We start from the raw sequence: 18,180 nt of genomic DNA, 5'->3' as shown, positions 1-18,180 counted from the left end.
CTCCCTCCCCGTTACAAGGAACTGACTCATGAATGCACTCACCAGCAAGTTGGCACTCGTCGCGGCAATGACCGGCGGGCTGGCCCTGGCCGGCTGCGCCACGACGCCCTACGGCAACAACGGCGGGTATAACGGCGGGTACCAGTCGCAGCAAGGCAGCTACGGCAACCGCAACGTCCGTTGCCAGACTTGCGGCGTGGTGCAGGAAGTGCAGCAGGTCTATACGGATGGCGGCAGCGGCAACGGCGGCACGCTGGGAGCAATCATCGGTGCGGTTGCCGGTGGCGTCCTGGGCAACCAGGTGGGCAAGGGTGACGGTCGCAAGGCCGCCACCGTTGCTGGCGCGGTCGCCGGTGGCGTGGTCGGCAACCAGGTAGGCAAGCGCAACAGCGGCAGCGATGTCGCCTGGCGCGTCGTGGTTCGACTGGACAATGGCCAGTACGCCACCGTCACCCAGCGCGAGAACCCAGGTGTCCGCAATGGCGACTATGTCGAGGTGCGTGGCGACCACGTCTACGCGCGCTGATACAAGTTGCGTAATTGGACGTCTGGACGTCTGGACGTCCAAATGAAAAGGCCCTCGAAAGAGGGCCTTTTCTCGTTTTCCGACTGACTGTTGCGGGCATGTGTTGCTGCAAGGTCGCCGCCCGGTTCAATTCACCGCATAGAAGGCGTGTTCGCCGATCGTCACGCTGGGCCGGTTGTGCGACCACGCGGGCGAGATGGCGGTGGTGGCGAAATGATCGGCGCGCGGAACCACCATGCGACGTTCCGCCACGGGCAGTTGCCAGTTGTGCAGGGACATGCCGGCGATCTGCCATGCCTTGTTGAACGCTTCGAGGTTGGTGATCTCGAACGAACCGGGCGTGGTCGTCGTGGCGAACTGGTGCGGTGCCGTCACCACCTTGCATACCGTGTCGCCCCAGCGACCGCGATCGCGACGACGCAATGCCACTTCGGCGACCGCAAGCTGGCCATTGACCGGCTCGCTGCGTGCTTCGAGATACACCGTGGTGGCCAGACAGGCCTGATCGGCGACGGGTTGCGGCATCAACGTGGTCAGCCACAACAGCATGGAAAGTTTCATGTTCTGCCTCCAGCGTGCTGTACGCGCGAAGCAGAAGCAGCTTCGCGTGCCGTTGCGGTGGACGGGCGGGCAGGCCGTTCCACCTGGATCTGTCGTCATGGCCGAAACTTGTGGCCATGACGCTTTGCCACGGGATTGTGGCGGTCGAACGACGGTCAGGCCATTCGGGGGACTGGTTTCGGTCGGGCGTTGCGCGGCGCTATGGGGCCGTATTGCCTGCGACTTGTACGCACTCGTTGGCTGCGAGGCGTTGTTCCATCCGGCGATGTGGCTGCCGGGTCGCGCCGATTCGGAATTCATCCGGTTCGTCGCGTCAATCGACACCCCGTGTTACGGGTGCCGCGATATTCGATCGGCGGAGCCTAGTGGCGGAATTCGCCGCTGGCAAGTGCCGGGGTGCCGAAGTTTAACCGGCACTCACGATGGGTTGACAAGTGCCATTGCGAATCTCGTTGTTATCACGAACTTTTGTTCAGGCCGGCCATGAAGAAAGCAGGGTGATTGCGACGTCGTCGTCGAGGATCAAGGTGTTGCCGGCATCCGCCTCGGCGACGAGTTCGTCATTCAATGTCGCCAGTGCCTCGAACTCCGTGCCGTTTGCGATCACGTCAAGCACGCGCCCGATATCACGGCCTTCCTGTCGCAGCACGTCGCCCGCATTTGCCGCTTGCGACAATGTGACGCGATGCAGGTGCCGCTTGTGGCCGCCACGAAAATGCAGGCGTGCCACGATTTCCTGGCCGGGATAGCAACCCTTGTCGACCACCACGGCCTGCAGGCGTTGCAGCGAGATTGCCGGCGGCAGCAGTTCACCCAGACAGGAGTCCGGCAACCATGGCCAGCCGGCGCGCAATTGCTGCAGTCGCCAGGCGTCGTCGCCGACGCTGCCGATGCGCAGACTGTGCGAGTCACAACCGAGCGAAAGATCGTCATCGCCGGCCGGTTCGCTCGCCAGTGATCCCTGCGCCAGCGCAGGTCCGCAGGCGAGATGTCGCGGTGGCAGTGCAGTGATGCGCACTTTCGAACGGAACACGAAACGGCGCAGCGCCTCGGCCATCACCGCGGCGCTGCCGCCACGCAACAGCAGCAGGTGGCGATCATCGGCGAGACGGGCCAGATGAAAGAGGGCCAGCACGCGTCCCCGAGGATCGAGCCAGGCGCTGAATTGCCATCGATCGACCGCCAGCGATTTCACGGCGCTGCTGAACTGGGCGTGCGCGAATGCGGGTGCGTCGGCACCTTCGATCAGCAATGTTTCGGCGAACAGGGGCAGGTTCATGGAAGTGGTGGAGTTGGGGACGGAGGGCTGCAGACACAAGGGAGCGGACGTCACGGCGCGAGCCTGCATGGTTGTACTGCACTGCCGCAAGTATTAACCTTTGTCGGCTTACAAAAACCATGTCCAATACCACGACTCCCGCCGAATCCCATCCTGCTTCCGTTCCTGCGGAAACGACTGCCGTGCCTGCGGGCAAGCCATCGGAAAAGGATTCCACGGAGCGCGCGGTTCCCGATCCCACGCGTTATGGTGACTGGGAAAAGAACGGACGCTGCATCGACTTCTGAACGTTCGCGCCGGCGCTCGTCGCCGTCGTGCAAGGGGCAGGACAGAGGCGGCATGGACATCAGCGATTCCACACAGGATAGCCGCCATGGCAGATACGCAACGACCGCTCTCACCGCACCTGCAGATCTACCGGAAGCAGGTGCAGATGATGACCTCCATCACGCACCGCGCCACCGGCATCGCACTGGCCGTCGGCAGCCTGCTCGTCGTCTGCGGCCTGATCCACCTGGCCACCGGTGAGGAAAGCTTCAACCACTTCAGGGGCGTGCTGGGCAGCCCGCTCGGCATGATCCTGATGCTGGGCTGGAGCTGGTCGCTTTTCTATCATCTTTGCAACGGCATCCGGCACCTGCTGCAGGACGCCGGCCTCGGTTATTCGATTCCCCAGTTCGTGCGTTCCAGCTGGCTGTCGGTCATCGGCAGCATCGTGCTGACGGTCGTGGTGTGGGCTTACGTGTTGATGGCCGGGGGTGCGGCATGAGTGCAAAGGATGTCGCCGTGAAGGATCGGCGCAACCCGTTGAAGACGGCCCGTGGCCTGGGTTCCGCCCAGTCGGGCGTGGAGCACTGGTGGACCCAACGGGTGACCGCGGTGGCGCTGGTGCTGCTGGGCCTGTGGTTCGTGGTCACCGTGCTGTGCCTGCTGCACGCCGATTACGCCACCGCCCGCGCCACCGTGGCCAAGCCGTGGAATGCACTGCTGCTGATCGCGTTCGTGCTCACCATGTTCTGGCATGCCGTGCTCGGTCTGCAGGTGGTGATCGAGGATTACGTGCATACCCGCTGGAAGGAAGTGGTCCTGATGGTGGCGATCAGGTTCCTCGCGGTGCTGGGCGCGCTGGCTGGCGTGCTGGCCGTGCTGCGCATTGCGCTGACCCCATAAGACGCGAGGAAAAGGTTTCATGGAAAGCTACAAGATCCAGCAGCACCTGTATGACGTGATCGTGGTCGGCGCCGGCGGCGCGGGTCTGCGCGCCACCTTCGGCCTGGCCGAGAAGGGGCTCAAGGCCGCCTGCATCACCAAGGTCTTCCCGACCCGCTCGCACACCGTGGCGGCGCAGGGCGGCATCTCCGCCGCGCTGGGCAACATGGGCGAGGACGACTGGCGCTTCCATTTCTACGACACAGTCAAGGGTTCCGACTGGCTCGGCGACCAGGACGCGATCGAGTACATGTGCCGCGAGGCGATCCCCTCGATCATCGAGCTGGAACACTACGGCGTGCCGTTCTCGCGCACCGACGAGGGCAAGATCTACCAGCGCCCGTTCGGCGGCATGACCACGCATTACGGCAAGGGCACCGCGCAGCGTACCTGTGCCGCGGCCGACCGCACCGGCCACGCGATCCTGCACACCCTGTACCAGCAGGCGCTGGCGCATGACGCCACGTTCTTCATCGAATACTTCGCGATCGACCTGATCTTCGACGCGGAAGGCGTCTGCCGCGGCGTGCTCGCGCTCGACATGAACGAGGGCACCCTGCATTTCTTCCGCGGCCATGCCGTGGTGATGGCCACCGGCGGTTATGGTCGCGCCTACTTCAGCGCCACTTCGGCCCATACCTGCACCGGCGACGGCGGCGGCATGGTGCTGCGTGCGGGCCTTGCCCTGCAGGACATGGAGTTCGTGCAGTTCCATCCCACCGGCATCTACGGCGCCGGCTGCCTGATCACCGAAGGCGTGCGTGGCGAAGGCGGTTACCTCACCAACTCCGAGGGCGAGCGCTTCATGGAGCGCTATGCGCCCAGCGCGAAGGACCTCGCCTCGCGCGACGTGGTCAGCCGCGCGATGACGCTGGAGATCCGCGAGGGTCGCGGCGTCGGCGAGCACAAGGACCACATCTTCATCAACCTGATGCACCTCGGCCCCGAGGTCATCCACGAGCGCCTGCCGGGCATTGCCGAATCGGCGCGCATCTTCGCGGGCGTCGACGTGACCAAGGAGCCGATCCCGGTCATCCCGACCGTGCACTACAACATGGGCGGCATCCCGACCAACTATCACGGCGAAGTCGTGCAGAAGCGCGGCGACGATGTCGACGCGGTGGTGCCCGGCCTGTTCGCGATCGGCGAAGCGGCCTGCGTGTCGGTGCATGGCGCGAACCGCCTGGGCTCCAATTCGCTGCTCGACCTGGTGGTGTTCGGTCGCGCCGTGGCGCATCGCTGCGCCGAGCTGATCAAGCCGGAAACCGCGCACAAGGATCTTCCGGCCAACGTGCTGGACAAGGCGCTGGAGCGTTTCGACGGCCTGCGCAACGCGAACGGCAGCAAGCCGACTGCGCAGATCCGGCTGGAGATGCAGCGCACCATGCAGAGCGACGCGGCGGTGTTCCGCACCGGCAAGACGTTGAAGGAAGGCTGCGAAAAGATCTCCGCCGTGCGCGAGTCGTTCAAGGACGTGCGCGTCAGCGATCGGTCGCTGGTGTGGAACTCCGACCTGATCGAGACGCTGGAGCTGGCCAATCTGCTGGATCAGGCGGTCGCCACGATGTACGGCGCCGCGCAGCGCGAGGAAAGCCGCGGTGGCCATGCGCGCGAGGACTTCCCCGAGCGCGACGACGTCAACTGGATGAAGCACACCCTGGCGTGGGTCGACGAGACCGGCAAGCCGCGGTTCGATTCCCGCCCCGTGCACATGAATCCGATGACCGACGAGGTCAAGGCCGTGCCGCCGGCGAAACGCGTTTACTGATGCCGCCAGGCGGCTGCGGCCGCCTCGTGGCATGGACATCATTGGTTGTACGGTCGGGGCGCAAGCCCTCCTGCAGAAAGTCGAAGGGTTCAGCACATGGCAGAGTTTTCGCTACCGAAGAATTCGAAAATCCAGCCGGGCAAGCATTACCCGGCCAAGGATGCGAAGAAGCCGCGTACTTTCCGCATCTATCGCTGGTCGCCGGATGACGGGCAGAACCCGCGCATCGATACCTACGAGGTCGACCTGGCCGCCTGCGGTCCGATGGTTCTGGACGCGCTGCTGAAGATCAAGAACGAGATCGATCCCACGCTGACCCTGCGTCGCTCCTGTCGCGAAGGCATCTGCGGTTCGTGCGCGATGAACATCGACGGCACCAACACGCTGGCCTGCACCAAGGCGATCGGCGAATGCGATGCGGGCGACGTGAAGATCTACCCGCTGCCGCACATGCCGGTGGTGAAGGACCTGATCCCGGACCTGACCCACTTCTACGCCCAGTTCGCCTCGATCAAGCCGTGGCTGCGCACGCAGAGCCCGGCGCCGGATCGCGAGCGCCTGCAGTCGCCGGAAGAGCGCAAGAAGCTTGACGGCCTGTACGAATGCATCCTGTGCGCCTGCTGCTCGACCAGCTGCCCGAGCTACTGGTGGAACGGCGACAAGTACCTTGGTCCGGCGATCCTGCTGCAGGCGTACCGCTGGATCGTCGACAGCCGTGACGAAGCCACCGGCGAGCGCCTGGACGACCTGGAAGACCCGTTCAAGCTGTACCGCTGCCACACCATCATGAACTGCACGCGGACGTGCCCCAAGGGTCTCAACCCGGCCAAGGCGATTGCCGAGATCAAGAAGCTGATGGTGGAGCGGCGTTCAGCCTGATCGCGCCGCGCGTCATTCACGACGACAGGCCGCCGCGTGCGGCCTGTCGCGTTCTAGCGCAACGGTTACACTGCGCATTCATGGATACGACCGAGCCCCGTGATGGATGAAGCCCGCATCAAGCGCCTGCGCTGGCGCGCCCGCCGCGGCACGCGCGAGCTGGACGCGCTGTTCGGCGGCTGGCTGGACGAGCGCTTCGCCGGTGCGGACGAAGCGCAGCGGCAGGCGTTCGACCAGCTGCTCGACGTGCAGGACCCCGACCTGTGGGACTGGGTGATGGGCCATGCCCGCCCCGAGCGCGCGGACTGGCAGGCGATCATCGATGACATCCGCGCCCGCCATCGGCTTTGAATACCGACCTTCGCGGCTGCTGCGGGCGGCGCTGCTGCTGATCGCCGGGGCCGCGCTGCTGGCCACGCTGCTGTGCATGATTCCGTGGTGGTCGAAGCTGCTGCTGGCGGCGATCGTGCTGCTGTCGGCGGCTCTCGTGCTGCGACGACTGGCCAGCGGCCCCGTGGCGGCGGCGGGCTGGAGTGCCGACCAGGCATGGACCTTGCGCCTGCACGACCACGAGGACGTGCCGGCCACGCTGAGTTCGTTCCGTGTGCTTGGCGAAATGATCCTGCTGCGCCTGCGCACCGACGCGCACGGGACGCAGATGCTGCTGATCGCCACGGACAACAGTGACGCAGACACCCGTCGCCGGCTGCGCATGCGGCTGGCCACGATCCAGGCTGCCGACGCCTTGCCCCGCCTGTGACTGAACCGCAACTTCCGGCGCGCGGCAGGGTCTCAGCGAATACCTGATAATGGATGACCGGGCGGCCCGCCCTGCAACTCCCCACAAGCGACCCGCCCATGTTCCGACCGCTCGAACTTTTCATCGGCCTGCGCTACACCCGCGCCAAGCGGCGCAACCAGTTCATCTCCTTCATCTCCACCGTGTCGATCGTGTGCATCGCGATCAGCGTGATCGCGCTGATCACGGTGATGTCGGTGATGAACGGCTTCGACTACCAGATGCGCTCGCGCATCCTCGGGGCGATTTCGCACGCCACGGTTTCCGGCGTGGGCGAGAGCGTGCAGGAATGGCCGCGCGCGCTGAAGGTGGCCGAGGCCAACCCGCACGTGCTGGGCGCCGCACCCTATGTGGAGATGGAGGCGTATCTCAACGCCCGCCGTTCCAGCGGGGCGCTGGTGCGTGGCGTCGAGCCGGCGCAGGAACCGAAGGTGGTCGACATCGACAAGCACATGCTCGAGGGCAAGCTTGACCAGCTGACCCCGGGCAGCTGGAACATCGTGCTGGGTCGCGAGCTGGCGATGACACTGGGCGTGGGCGTCGGCGACCGGGTAACCATGGTGGTGCAGCAACTGCGTGCCACGCCGATGGGCAGCGTGCCGCGGATGCGCAGTTTCCACGTGGTCGGCACGTTCGAACTGGGCATGGAGCAGTTCGATTCCGGCCTGGCCCTGGTCAACATGAGCGATGCCGAGAAGCTCGGCGACCTCGCCGGTCCGACCGGCATCCGGCTGAAGCTCGACGACCTGTTCAACGCCCGCCCGGTCGCGCGCGAACTGGCCGACCAGCTGGGCCAGGTCTACCGGGTGCAGACCTGGATGGATACCAACGCGAACCTGTTCGCCGCGCTGTCGATGGAAAAGATGGTGATGTTCATCATCCTGTCGCTGATCATCCTGGTGGCGGTGATCAACCTGATCTCGATGCTGATGATGCTGGTCACCGACAAGCAGGCCGACATCGCGATCCTGCGCACGCTGGGCGCCACCCCGCGCAGCATCATGGGCATGTTCATGGTGCAGGGCGTGCTGGTGGGTTTCGTGGGCATCGGCTTCGGCGTGGGCCTCGGTTCGCTGCTGTCGTGGAAGCTGCCCGGCATCATCAAGTGGATCGAGCACACCTTCCACGTGACCTTCCTGTCGCCGGACGTCTACTACATCAGCGAGGTGCCGAGCCGGCTCGACTGGCACGACGTGGGCTGGACCGCGCTGCTGACCTTCGCGTTCTCGTTGCTGGCCACCCTCTATCCCGCGTGGCGTGCCTCGCGCACGCAGCCGGCGCAGGCGCTGCGCTATGAATAAGACCGTCATGACCGAGAAGACCGAAAACGTGCTGCGCGCCACCGGCGTGGCCAAGACCTATGCCGAAGGCGGCCTGCGCACCGACGTGCTGAGCGACGTCAGCTTCACCCTGAAGCGCGGGCAGACCATGGCGATCGTCGGCGCGTCTGGCTCGGGCAAGAGCACGCTGCTGCACATCATCGGCGGGCTCGACACGCTGACCACCGGCGAGGTGGAGGTGGACGGCCGCGTGCTGTCGAAACTGTCCGACGCCGAGCGCGGCCGCGTGCGCAACCGCTCGCTGGGTTTCATCTACCAGTTCCACCACCTGCTGCCCGAGTTCACCGCGCTGGAGAACGTGTGCATGCCGCTGCTGATCCGCGGCACCGCGATCGCCGAAGCGGAAAAGCAGGCGATGGTGCTGCTGGAGCGGGTCGGCCTCGGCGGACGCACGCATCACAAGCCGTCCGAGTTGTCCGGTGGCGAGCGCCAGCGCTGCGCCGTGGCCCGGGCGCTGGTGACCCGGCCGGCCTGCGTGCTGGGCGACGAACCCACCGGCAACCTCGACGAGGCCAATGCGGCGCAGGTCTACGAATTGATGCTGGAGCTCAACCGCGAGATCGGCACCAGCTTCGTGCTGGTCACCCACGATCCGCATCTGGCCGCGAAGATGGATCGCACCCTGGTGCTGCACAACGGCAGGCTGCAGGAAGCTCCACGGGACTGACGTCCCGGCGAAGACCTACACGCATTTCATCTGCGCCCCGGCTCGAGCCGCGCTAGTCTCGGCTTCTTCCAGGATGGAACGGGGCGCGCGGCATGGGGCGACTGACGGCGATCACCGCGGCGCTGGCCTTGCTGCTCGGGGTCCTGCTGGTGCAATGGTTGCCGCGGCTGCCGCCGCATGCGTGGCTGCCGTGCCTGGTGCCGGTGATCGTCCTGCTCGCCTGGCGCTGGCCGCGTTGTCACTGGCTGGCCTGCCTGCTGTTCGGCGCGGCGTGGGCGGCGTGGCATGGCGCAGCGGCAATGGATGCAAGGCTGCCGCGCGCGCTGGAAGGCGTCGACCTGGCCGTGGTCGGCAGCATCGCCGATCTGCCGCTGATCCATCCCGACGCGAGTCGTTTCAGTCTGCGCGTGGAGCAGGCCACCGCCGACGGAAAGCCCGTCGCGCTGCATGGGCGGGTCACCGTGTCGTGGTACGAGGATGCACCACCGCTGCAGCCATGTTCGCGCTGGCATCTGCTGCTGCGCCTGAAGCGGCCCCGCGGCCTGCTGGACCCGGGTGCGGCCGACAGCGAACGTTCCGCGCTGGAGCGCGGCATCGTCGCCACCGGCTACGTGCGGGATGACCCGGACAACCGCTCGCTCGGCGAGCGACGCTGGTGCGTCAACGCGATCCGCGATGCGGTCGCCCGCGGCATCGCCGCACGGGTCGGCGACCACCATGACGCCGCCTTGCTGCAGGCATTCACCGTGGGCGACACCCGCGGCCTGCAGCCGCAGGACTGGGCGGTGGCGCGCGCCAACGGGGTCTCGCACCTGATCGCGATTTCCGGCTTCCATGTCGGCGTGGCCGCGGTGTTCGGCGTGTGGCTGGCGTGGCTGTCGTATGCGTTGTGGCCGGGGCTGGGTCTGCGCCTGCCGCGGCCGCAAGCCCAGGCGGCCGCGGCCTTGCTGGTGGCGACGATGTACAGCGCGCTGGCCGGCTTCGGCCTGCCGACGGTGCGCACCCTGCTGATGATCGCCGTGGTGACGCTGGCGCGTTGCAGCCGGCGTGGCAGCGGCGGCGCCCAGTCGCTGGCGCTGGCGATGATCGCGATCCTGCTGTTCGACCCGCTGGCGGTGCTGGCGGCGGGATTCTGGCTGTCCTTCGTCGGCGTGGGCTTCCTCATGCTGTGCCTGCAATCGCGCGGGCGCGGCCTGCGCGCGTTCCTGCACGAGCTGACCGCAGGGCAGCTGGTGATGACGGTGGCCCTGCTGCCGCTGACGATGTGGTTCTTCGGCCAGGCTTCGCTGGTCGGCGCCTTGTCGAACCTGATCGCGGTGCCGCTGGTCAGCTTCGTGATCGTGCCATGCGCGCTGGGCGGCATGCTGATGCTGGGCCTGTGCCCGCCGCTGGCCGGGCCGGTGTTGTGGCTGGCCGCACGGATGGCCCACGCGCAATGGTGGTTGCTGGAGCAGATGGCGACCTGGCCGGGTGCGCACTGGTATCTGCCCACCGTGCAGCCCTGGGCGCTGCTGCTCGCGGTGCTGGGCGCGCTGTGGCTGTTCATGCCGCGCGGGATGCCGCTGCGCTGGCTGGGCCTGCTGCTGTTCCTGCCCCTGCTGCGGCCACCGCTGTCCACGCCGCCGGAAGGCGCGTTCCAGGCGTGGGTGCTCGACGTGGGGCAGGGCCTGTCGGTGTTGCTGCGCACGCACGACCACGTGCTGGTCTACGACGCCGGCGCACGCTATCCATCGGGCTTCGACCTCGGCGAAGCGGTGGTGTTGCCCGCCTTGCATGCGCTGGGCGTGGGCCGGCTCGACCTGCTGATGATCAGCCACGGCGACAACGATCACGCCGGCGGCGCCCGGGTCGTTGCCGAGGCGTTTCCGGAGGCGCCGCGCTACGCAGGCGAACCGGCGCGGATGCACCTGCCGATGCGCCAATGCGTGGCCGGCCAGGCGTGGACCTGGGATGGCGTGCGCTTCCGCGTGCTGAATCCGCCGGCGGGTGCGGCTGATCGCGACAACGACAGTTCCTGCGTGCTGCTGGTGGAGAACCGTTCCGGCCGGTTGCTGCTCAGCGGCGACATCAGTTCCGCGGTGGAGCCGCCGGTGGCGGCGAGTCTCGGAGCGGGGCCGCCCGTCGTGCTGCTGGTGCCCCACCATGGCAGCAAGACCTCGTCCGGCGCGGGCTTCATCGCCGCGGTGCAGCCGTCGGTGGCGATCGTGTCGGCCGGCTGGCGCAACCGCTTCGGTCATCCGAAGCCCGAGGTGCTGGCGCGCTACGCGGCAGCCGGGGTGCCGGTGTTCAATACCGCGGTGCAGGGCGCCATCGCGCTGGATTTCCCGGTCGATGCCCCGCCACGGCGCGAAGCCGGCTGGCGCCAGCGGCAACCGCGTTACTGGCGCGAGTGAGGAATGCCACACCCGCCGCAGTACGGCCGGGCCAGACTGCTATCATGCGCGCTTCCAAGTCGGGTCGCATGTTGGGGTCGAAAAGTGCTGGAAATTCTGATGGCTGGCGGCTGGGCGATGGTGCCCATCCTGATCTGTTCGGCGATCGCCCTGACGATCGTGCTGGAACGTTGCTGGACGCTGCGCCGGCAATCCGTGTTGCCGCCCGGCCTGGGCGACGAAGTGCGCCAGTGGGCACGCTCGGGTCAACTCGATCCCAAGCACCTGGACACGCTGGCCAGCGGCTCGCCGCTGGGCGAATTGCTGGCGGCCGCGCTGACCGTGCGCCGGCAGCCCCGCGAGATCATCAAGGAGCGCATCGAGGACACCGGCCGGCACGTCATCCACCGGATGGAGCGCTACCTCAACACGCTGGGCACGATCGCCCTGATCGGCCCGCTGCTGGGCCTGTTCGGCACGGTGATCGGCCTGATCCGCATGTTCATGGAGGTGATGGCCGGCGGCATCGGCGATCCGGCGAAGATGGCCGGCGGCATCGGCGAAGCGCTGATCTGTACAGCGTCGGGCCTGACCGTGGCGATTCCCGCCTATGTGCTGCATCGCTACTTCCGTTCGCGCGTGGCCGGTTACTGCGTGGAGATGGAAAAGCAGGCCACCGCACTGCTCGACGAGCTGACCCTGTCGCCGGCGGCCGCCACGGCCGCGGCCAGCGCGGCGGCACGACCGCGCCGGACGCCGGCGCCGACCGCGCCAGGCGCAGGCTGAGCGCACACCGATGCGTATCAGCAACGACCGCCGGGGCGACGACTTCGAGATCAACGTGATTCCGTTGATCGACGTGCTGCTGACCCTGCTGATGTTCTTCGTGCTCACCAGCACCTTCATCCAGCACTCGCGCATGCAGGTGACCCTGCCGCAGGCCAGCACCCAGGATCGCGACCTGAACACCCAGGTGCTGACCATCATGATCGACCGCGACGGCCGTTTCTTCGTGGGCAGCGACGAGGTGATGGGCGAGGGCATCGAGGCGCTGAAGCAGACCATCGCGCGCAACGCCGGTGACGACCGCGACCGCCCGGTGACGATCCGGGCCGATGCGATGACGCCGAACCAGAACGTGGTCACCGCGATGGACGCGCTGGGCCAGCTCGGCTTCACCCGGCTGTCGATCGCCACCACGCCGACCAAGCCGGGCGCGGCGCAGTGAGCAAGCGCAAGGGCGGGGCGTGGGATGCCGACAGCCGGCGCGTCTATGGGCGGCTGCTCGGCTATACCCGGCGCTACTGGGCGGTGGGCCTGGTGGCGATCCTCGGCATGGCGGTGGATGGTGGCGGGTTGGCGATGTTCACCAACCTGCTCAGGCCGATGTTCGACGACCTGTTCCTCGACAAGGACCCGTACCTGATCTTCTGGATGCCGATCTGGATCATCGCGATCTTCGGTATCCGTGGCCTGGGCACCTTCGTCAGCAATTACGGCATTGCCTACATCGGACGCAACATCGTGCAGGCGATGCAGCACGACGTGTTCGCTTCCTACCTGCGCCTGCCGGCGACCTTCTTCGGCCGCGAACCATCGGGCCAGCAGATCTCGCGCATCACCTACACCAGCGAACAGGTGGCCTCGGCCTCGACCGATGCGGTGAAGGTGGCGGTGACCGAAGGCGTCACCGTGATCGGCATGTTCTACGTGATGCTGCACAACAGCGCCTACCTCACGCTGACCCTGTTGGTGATGATTCCGCCGATCGTGCTGATCGCCACCGTGGTCAGCCGCCGCTACCGGCTGATCAGCCGGCGCATCCAGGGCATGATGGGTTCGGTGACCGGCACGGTGGAGGAATCGGTTGGTGCGCATCGTGAAGTGCGCATCTACGGCGGCCAGCAGCACGAGGCCGCGCGCTTCGACCAGGTCACCCACCAGGCCCGCCGTTTGAACCTGAAGATCGCCGCGACCAGCGCGACGTCCAGCACGGCGATCCAGACCGTCGCCGCATTTGCGCTCGCGGCACTGGTCTTTCTGGGTACCCGGCCGGGCGTGATCGACCATATTTCCTCGGGCGTGTTCATTGCGGTGCTGACCGCGATGGGCGCGATGATGCCGTCGCTGAAGCGGCTGACCCAGGTGCAGGCGAACATCCAGCGCGGCCTGTCGGCGGCGGAGGATCTGTTCGAGGTCATCGACCTGCCGCCCGAAGTCGACCACGGCACGCGCGAGCTGGCGCGTACCCGTGGCGACCTGCGTTTCGAGGGCGTGCGGCTGACTTATCCGAACAGCGACTACGAAGCGTTGCGTGGCGTCGACCTGGCCTGCGCGCCGGGCACGGTCACCGCCCTGGTCGGCCGTTCGGGCAGCGGCAAGAGCAGCCTGGTCAGCCTGCTGCCGCGCTTCTACGAGCCGGGTGCGGGGCGCATCGTGCTCGATGACGCGGACTACCAGGAATACACGCTGCCGTCGCTGCGCCGGCAGATCGCCTGGGTCGGCCAGAGCGTGGTGCTGTTCGACGACACCGTGGCCAACAACATCGCCTACGGCGAGCTGGCCGGCGCCAGCGAGGCCGACATCGTCGCGGCGGCCGAGGCGGCCAACGCGATGGAGTTCATCGCGCGCCTGCCCGACGGCATCCACACCCGCATCGGGCAGAGCGGCAACACGCTGTCCGGCGGCCAGCGCCAGCGCATCGCGATCGCCCGCGCCATCCTCAAGAACGCGCCGATCCTGGTGCTGGACGAAGCCACCAGCGCGCTCGACACCGAATCCGAACAGCTGATCCAGCAGGCCCTGCAACGGCTGATGCGCGACCGCACCACCCTGGTGATCGCCCACCGCCTGTCCACCGTCGAAGGCGCCGACCAGATCGCGGTGATGGATCAGGGCCGCATCATCGAGCGGGGCAGGCATGCCGAACTGATCGCGCTGGACGGCCAGTACGCCGCGCTGCATCGCATGCAGTTCCATGACCATGCGGCCGACCAGGCCGGCGACTGAGGAGCGGCCGTGGCGCTGATCGACACGCTCGAATCAGCCTGGTATCGCGGCGCCCCGGCGCCGTGGTGGACGGCGCCGCTGGCGCTGCTGTACGGCGCCGTCACCCGCACCCGCGGCCTGCTGTTCCGGCGCGGCGTGCTGCGCAGCGTGCGACTGGCCGCGCCAGTGGTGGTGATCGGCAACCTCAGCGTGGGCGGCACCGGCAAGACGCCGTTGACGATCGCCGTGGTCGAAGCCCTGCGCGAACGCGGTCATCGTCCCGGCGTGGTCAGCCGCGGCCATGGCGGAACCCAGCGCGAACCGCTGCTGCTCGGCGCTGGGCCCGACCCGGCGCGGGTCGGCGACGAGCCCTGCCTGATCCACGCCAGCGGCGTGCCGGTGGCGATCGGTCGCGATCGTCCCGCCGCGGCGCAGTTGCTGCTGAACGCCGGCTGCGACGTGGTGCTCGCCGATGACGGCTTGCAGCACTACCGGCTGGCGCGCGACGTGGAGATCTGCGTGATCGACGGCGTGCGCCGGTTCGGCAATCGCCGCCTGCTGCCCGCCGGTCCCTTGCGCGAACCGCTCACCCGGCTGCAGCGCGTCGACCTGCGCGTATGCAATGGTGGCGTCGCCGAGCCCGGCGAGTATCCGATGCAGTTGCACGGCGGCGACGTCGTCGCCCTGGCCGACGGGCGGCGGCAGTCGCTGGCGACCTTCCGTGGCCAGCGCGTGCATGCCGTCGCCGCGATCGGCAACCCGCAGCGATTCTTCGACAGTCTGCGCGACGCGGGCATCGAGGTGATCGGACACCCGTTTGCCGACCACCATGCGTTTGTCCCGGGCGATCTCGCCTTCGGTGACCAGCTGCCGCTGCTGATGACCGACAAGGACGCGGTGAAGTGCGCCGGCTTCGCCCGCCCGGACTGGTTCCGGGTGCCGGTGCGGGCGCAGTTGCCGCTGGCGTTCTTCGATGCGCTGACCGCCCGCGTCGAGGCGGCGCTACGCCGGCACTGATTCGCCCCCGATCCACAGCCCGCGCAGCAGCTGTCCGCCGATCCAGTAGCACAGTTCCGCCGGCTGCTTCGCCTGCCACACCGCCAGGTCGGCGCGCTGGCCGACCTCCAGCGTGCCGCGATCGCGCAGGCCCAGCGCACGTGCCGCATGCACCGTGACGCCGCGCAATGCCTCTTCCGGCGTCAGGCGGAACAGCGTGCAGGCCATGCCGGCGGCCAGGCGCAGCGACAGCAGCGGCGAGGTGCCGGGGTTGCAGTCGGTGGCGATCGCGATTGGCACGGCGTGCTCGCGCAGGCGTTCGATCGGCGGCAGTTTCGTTTCGCGCAACGCGTAGAACGCGCCCGGCAGCAGCACTGCCACGGTGCCGGTCGCGGCCATCGCGCGGGTGCCGCCGTCGCCGAGGTGTTCCAGGTGATCGGCCGACAGGCCGCCGTACTCGGCGACCAGGGCGGCGCCATCCAGGTCGGAAAGCTGTTCGGCGTGCAGCTTCACCGGCAGGCCGAGCTGCTTCGCCCGTTCGAACACGCGGCGCGTCTCCTCGCGACTGAAGCCGATGCCTTCGCAGAACGCGTCCACCGCATCGACCAGGCCCTCGGCGGCCAGCGCGGGCAGCATCTCGTCGCAGGCCAGGGCCACGTAATCGTCGCGTCGATCCTTGTATTCCGGCGGCAGCGCGTGCAGGCCCAGGAAGCTGGTGCGCACGCCGATGCCCAGTTCGCGCCCGATCCGGCGCGCCACGCGCAGCATGCGCCGCTCGCTGTCCAGGTCCAGCCCGTAGCCGGACTTGATCTCCAGCGTGGTCACGCCATCGGCCAGCAGCGCGCGGGCGCGTGGCAGCGATTGCGCCAGCAACTGTTCCTCGCTGGCGGCGCGGGTGGCGGTGACGCTGGAGGCGATGCCGCCGCCGGCGCGGGCGATCTCCTCGTAGCTGGCGCCGTTCAGACGCAGGTCGAACTCGTGGGCGCGGTCGCCGCCGAAGACCAGGTGGGTATGGCAGTCGATCAGTCCCGGCGTGACCAGCGCGCCGTCCAGCGAGCGGATCGCGTCGGCCAGCGATGCGGGTTCGCCGGGCAGCTCGTCCATCCGGCCGAGCCAGGCGATGCGGCCGTGGTGCATCGCGATCGCCCCGTGTTCGATCAGTCCGTACGGCGCCTCACCCGCGAACGTGGCCAGCGTCGCGTTGATCAGCAAGGTGTCCCAGCGAGGGTGGCTCATGTCGATCGGGTTCCGGCGAAGGTCGGCGCAAGGGGCGGCGCGGAGGGATCAGGGTTGTGCGGGTGGTGGCGGGTCGGCCGGTGTGGCCGGCTCGTCGAACGCGGTGGTGCGCACTGAGGTCGGCGCGACGTCGCCGGTCTCGTCCAGAGTATCGTCGGCCAGTTCGTAGACCACGTCCTGGCTCGGGCGCTGGCTGGCCTGCTGCCGCTCGAAGTCCTGCACCATGCGCTCGGCAAAATCGCGGTACACCGGCGTGGGGCAGAACAGCGAGGCGGCGGCGCGGGCCAGCAGGCAGGCCGCCATGATCGGGATCACCATGTCCTGGTTGTCGGTCAGCTCCATCGCGATCACCGCCGAGGTCAGTGGTGCGCCGGTGACGCCGGCCAGGTAGGCGCTCATGCCCAGCAGCACCACCGCGGCGGCGGGCACGCCGGGCAACAGGTGCGCGATGTTCTGGCCAAGGCCCGCGCCGACCGCCAGTGCCGGCGAGAAGATGCCGCCGGGGATGCCGGCCCAGTACGAGACCACGTTGGCCAGCAGCTTGGCGATGCCGAAGCCCTGGTCGGGCATGTTCGCGGCGCCCTGCACGATCGCCCGCGCCTGGTCGTAGCCGGTGCCGTAGATGCTGTTGTGGGTGCACACGCCGAGCACGGCGAGGGTGAGCCCGCAGCCTGCCGCGAACGCCACCGGCCAGCGCGCGCGCAGCCGACCGATACGGGCCAGCGGGCCGCGCTGACTCAGCAGGATCAGGCGCGCGAACAGGCCGCCCAGCAAGCCGCCGATCACCCCGGTCAGCAACACCGCCAGCCAGGCGTGGCCCAGCGGCAGGCTGGCCTCGACCTCGCCGAAGTACGAGTAGTTGCCCATGATGCCGAGCGACACCACGCCGCCGATGATCACCGCGGTCAGCAGCAGGCCGCTGAAGCGGTGCTCGAAGGTGCCGGCCAGTTCCTCGATCGCGAACACCACGCCGGCCAGCGGCGTGTTGAACGCCGCCGCGATGCCGGCCGCGCCACCGGCCAGGATGAAACGCGAAGCGGCCCTGGGATCGTCGAAGCCGAAGCGCCGGCCCAGCGAGTAGAACAGGCCCGCACCCACGTGCACGGTCGGTCCTTCGCGGCCGATCGACGCGCCCACCGCCAGCGCGATCAGGGTCAGCGCCATCTTGCCCGCGGCAATCGGCAGCGCCAGCATCCGCGCACGAAAGCCTTCGTCCTCGATGTGCAACGTGCCGATCACCTGGGGAATGCCGCTGCCCCGCGTTGCGCGGAACCGGCCCTCGGTGACCCGGGCGAGCAGGGCGAACACGATCGGGGTGAGGATCAGCGGAATCCAGACGCCGTGGTCGAGGATGCGCAGGAACAGCTGGTACGACCACACGCTGGCCTTGGCAAACAGGATCGCCGCCAGCGCCACGAGTATCGCGCCGAACCACAGCACCAGCCGGCGCTTCCAGTGATGCGGCGCGAAGAACTCGTGTCCGAGCAGTGCCCGCAGGCGCGGGTTCGATGAGGTTGAAACAGGTTCGGAAGACTTGGGCATGGCCGTGATTATCGCAGA

General features: G+C 67.8%; 19 protein-coding genes. 15 read left to right on the top strand and 4 right to left on the bottom strand.

Going from position 1 to position 18,180, the window contains the following annotated elements:
- Positions 1–28 precede the first annotated feature (28 nt).
- A complete protein-coding gene (locus tag ABNK63_RS09885) occupies positions 29–526 on the top strand; it encodes a glycine zipper 2TM domain-containing protein (RefSeq protein WP_007808055.1) in 498 nt (165 codons plus the stop codon).
- A gap of 126 nt (positions 527–652) precedes the next feature.
- Here the strand turns inward: ABNK63_RS09885 and ABNK63_RS09880 are convergent, their stop codons facing one another.
- Positions 653–1,087 carry a cell wall hydrolase gene (locus ABNK63_RS09880; protein ID WP_040673275.1) on the bottom strand — a complete coding sequence of 145 codons (435 nt, stop codon included), beginning with the start codon at positions 1,085–1,087 and terminating at the stop codon, positions 653–655.
- A 472-nt stretch (positions 1,088–1,559) separates the two neighbouring features.
- A complete protein-coding gene (locus ABNK63_RS09875) occupies positions 1,560–2,366 on the bottom strand; it encodes a folate-binding protein (RefSeq protein ID WP_350015520.1) in 807 nt (268 codons plus the stop codon).
- Between ABNK63_RS09875 and ABNK63_RS09870 the strand changes: the two genes are divergently transcribed.
- The 14 genes from ABNK63_RS09870 to lpxK all read left to right on the top strand — a co-directional run bounded on the left by ABNK63_RS09870 (position 2,309) and on the right by lpxK (position 15,405).
- Complete coding sequence (locus tag ABNK63_RS09870) at positions 2,309–2,653, top strand: DUF1674 domain-containing protein (RefSeq protein ID WP_350015519.1); 345 nt, start codon at positions 2,309–2,311, stop codon at positions 2,651–2,653. The genes ABNK63_RS09875 and ABNK63_RS09870 overlap by 58 nt on opposite strands.
- 86 nt (positions 2,654–2,739) lie before the next feature.
- Positions 2,740–3,135: a succinate dehydrogenase, cytochrome b556 subunit gene (gene sdhC, locus ABNK63_RS09865; protein WP_007808050.1), complete on the top strand. Its 396-nt coding sequence runs from the start codon at positions 2,740–2,742 to the stop codon at positions 3,133–3,135.
- Complete coding sequence (gene sdhD, locus ABNK63_RS09860) at positions 3,132–3,536, top strand: succinate dehydrogenase, hydrophobic membrane anchor protein (RefSeq protein WP_040673274.1); 405 nt, start codon at positions 3,132–3,134, stop codon at positions 3,534–3,536. The genes sdhC and sdhD overlap by 4 nt, the downstream gene beginning before the upstream one ends.
- A 19-nt stretch (positions 3,537–3,555) precedes the next feature.
- The gene (sdhA, locus tag ABNK63_RS09855; protein ID WP_007808048.1) at positions 3,556–5,343 is read left to right on the top strand and encodes a succinate dehydrogenase flavoprotein subunit; all 1,788 of its coding nucleotides are present in this window, start codon (positions 3,556–3,558) and stop codon (positions 5,341–5,343) included.
- A gap of 96 nt (positions 5,344–5,439) precedes the next feature.
- Positions 5,440–6,222 (top strand): succinate dehydrogenase iron-sulfur subunit, encoded by a 783-nt coding sequence (locus tag ABNK63_RS09850; protein WP_007808046.1) that lies wholly within the window; start codon positions 5,440–5,442, stop codon positions 6,220–6,222.
- A gap of 102 nt (positions 6,223–6,324) precedes the next feature.
- Positions 6,325–6,573 carry a succinate dehydrogenase assembly factor 2 gene (locus tag ABNK63_RS09845; RefSeq protein ID WP_007808043.1) on the top strand — a complete coding sequence of 83 codons (249 nt, stop codon included), beginning with the start codon at positions 6,325–6,327 and terminating at the stop codon, positions 6,571–6,573.
- Positions 6,545–6,982, top strand: coding sequence for a protein YgfX (locus ABNK63_RS09840; RefSeq protein WP_007808041.1), 438 nt, complete (start codon positions 6,545–6,547; stop codon positions 6,980–6,982). Before ABNK63_RS09845 ends, ABNK63_RS09840 begins: the two co-directional genes overlap by 29 nt.
- Positions 6,983–7,080: 98 nt before the next feature.
- Positions 7,081–8,322, top strand: coding sequence for a lipoprotein-releasing ABC transporter permease subunit (locus ABNK63_RS09835; RefSeq protein WP_007808039.1), 1,242 nt, complete (start codon positions 7,081–7,083; stop codon positions 8,320–8,322).
- Positions 8,323–8,329: 7 nt separating this feature from the next.
- Positions 8,330–9,028, top strand: a complete 699-nt coding sequence (lolD, locus tag ABNK63_RS09830; RefSeq protein ID WP_040673272.1) for a lipoprotein-releasing ABC transporter ATP-binding protein LolD — start codon at positions 8,330–8,332, stop codon at positions 9,026–9,028.
- A gap of 92 nt (positions 9,029–9,120) precedes the next feature.
- Positions 9,121–11,421: a DNA internalization-related competence protein ComEC/Rec2 gene (locus ABNK63_RS09825; RefSeq protein WP_350015518.1), complete on the top strand. Its 2,301-nt coding sequence runs from the start codon at positions 9,121–9,123 to the stop codon at positions 11,419–11,421.
- Positions 11,422–11,520: 99 nt separating this feature from the next.
- On the top strand, positions 11,521–12,186 hold the full coding sequence (locus ABNK63_RS09820) for a MotA/TolQ/ExbB proton channel family protein (protein ID WP_350015517.1): 666 nt from the start codon (positions 11,521–11,523) through the stop codon (positions 12,184–12,186).
- Between the two features lie 10 nt (positions 12,187–12,196).
- Positions 12,197–12,628 carry a biopolymer transporter ExbD gene (locus tag ABNK63_RS09815; protein ID WP_350015516.1) on the top strand — a complete coding sequence of 144 codons (432 nt, stop codon included), beginning with the start codon at positions 12,197–12,199 and terminating at the stop codon, positions 12,626–12,628.
- On the top strand, positions 12,625–14,409 hold the full coding sequence (gene msbA / locus ABNK63_RS09810) for a lipid A export permease/ATP-binding protein MsbA (protein ID WP_350015515.1): 1,785 nt from the start codon (positions 12,625–12,627) through the stop codon (positions 14,407–14,409). The genes ABNK63_RS09815 and msbA overlap by 4 nt, the downstream gene beginning before the upstream one ends.
- Before the next feature lie 9 nt (positions 14,410–14,418).
- On the top strand, positions 14,419–15,405 hold the full coding sequence (lpxK, locus tag ABNK63_RS09805) for a tetraacyldisaccharide 4'-kinase (RefSeq protein WP_350015514.1): 987 nt from the start codon (positions 14,419–14,421) through the stop codon (positions 15,403–15,405).
- Here the strand turns inward: lpxK and hutI are convergent.
- Together hutI and ABNK63_RS09795 are read right to left on the bottom strand one after the other, a co-directional pair.
- Positions 15,391–16,620, bottom strand: coding sequence for an imidazolonepropionase (gene hutI, locus ABNK63_RS09800; RefSeq protein WP_350015513.1), 1,230 nt, complete (start codon positions 16,618–16,620; stop codon positions 15,391–15,393). The genes lpxK and hutI overlap by 15 nt on opposite strands.
- Before the next feature lie 48 nt (positions 16,621–16,668).
- Positions 16,669–18,162 (bottom strand): chloride channel protein, encoded by a 1,494-nt coding sequence (locus ABNK63_RS09795; RefSeq protein ID WP_007808023.1) that lies wholly within the window; start codon positions 18,160–18,162, stop codon positions 16,669–16,671.
- Positions 18,163–18,180: the final 18 nt, after the last annotated feature.

Source organism: Rhodanobacter sp. IGA1.0 (assembly GCF_040208325.1).
GTDB lineage: Bacteria > Pseudomonadota > Gammaproteobacteria > Xanthomonadales > Rhodanobacteraceae > Rhodanobacter > Rhodanobacter spathiphylli.
The sequence above is the reverse complement of the archived record's forward strand: the minus strand, read 5'-3'. Positions and strand labels throughout refer to the sequence as shown.

Bases quoted from the DNA above. Each gene is read 5' to 3' on its own strand.
- ABNK63_RS09885 (WP_007808055.1), top strand. From the start codon at position 29: ATGAATGCACTCACCAGCAAGTTGGCACTCGTCGCGGCAATGACCGGC.
- ABNK63_RS09880 (WP_040673275.1), bottom strand. From the start codon at position 1,087: ATGAAACTTTCCATGCTGTTGTGGCTGACCACGTTGATGCCGCAACCC.
- ABNK63_RS09870 (WP_350015519.1), top strand. From the start codon at position 2,309: ATGCGGGTGCGTCGGCACCTTCGATCAGCAATGTTTCGGCGAACAGGG.
- ABNK63_RS09875 (WP_350015520.1), bottom strand. From the start codon at position 2,366: ATGAACCTGCCCCTGTTCGCCGAAACATTGCTGATCGAAGGTGCCGAC.
- sdhC (WP_007808050.1), top strand. From the start codon at position 2,740: ATGGCAGATACGCAACGACCGCTCTCACCGCACCTGCAGATCTACCGG.
- sdhD (WP_040673274.1), top strand. From the start codon at position 3,132: ATGAGTGCAAAGGATGTCGCCGTGAAGGATCGGCGCAACCCGTTGAAG.
- sdhA (WP_007808048.1), top strand. From the start codon at position 3,556: ATGGAAAGCTACAAGATCCAGCAGCACCTGTATGACGTGATCGTGGTC.
- ABNK63_RS09850 (WP_007808046.1), top strand. From the start codon at position 5,440: ATGGCAGAGTTTTCGCTACCGAAGAATTCGAAAATCCAGCCGGGCAAG.
- ABNK63_RS09845 (WP_007808043.1), top strand. From the start codon at position 6,325: ATGGATGAAGCCCGCATCAAGCGCCTGCGCTGGCGCGCCCGCCGCGGC.
- ABNK63_RS09840 (WP_007808041.1), top strand. From the start codon at position 6,545: ATGACATCCGCGCCCGCCATCGGCTTTGAATACCGACCTTCGCGGCTG.
- ABNK63_RS09835 (WP_007808039.1), top strand. From the start codon at position 7,081: ATGTTCCGACCGCTCGAACTTTTCATCGGCCTGCGCTACACCCGCGCC.
- lolD (WP_040673272.1), top strand. From the start codon at position 8,330: ATGACCGAGAAGACCGAAAACGTGCTGCGCGCCACCGGCGTGGCCAAG.
- ABNK63_RS09825 (WP_350015518.1), top strand. From the start codon at position 9,121: ATGGGGCGACTGACGGCGATCACCGCGGCGCTGGCCTTGCTGCTCGGG.
- ABNK63_RS09820 (WP_350015517.1), top strand. From the start codon at position 11,521: ATGGCTGGCGGCTGGGCGATGGTGCCCATCCTGATCTGTTCGGCGATC.
- ABNK63_RS09815 (WP_350015516.1), top strand. From the start codon at position 12,197: ATGCGTATCAGCAACGACCGCCGGGGCGACGACTTCGAGATCAACGTG.
- hutI (WP_350015513.1), bottom strand. From the start codon at position 16,620: ATGAGCCACCCTCGCTGGGACACCTTGCTGATCAACGCGACGCTGGCC.
- ABNK63_RS09795 (WP_007808023.1), bottom strand. From the start codon at position 18,162: ATGCCCAAGTCTTCCGAACCTGTTTCAACCTCATCGAACCCGCGCCTG.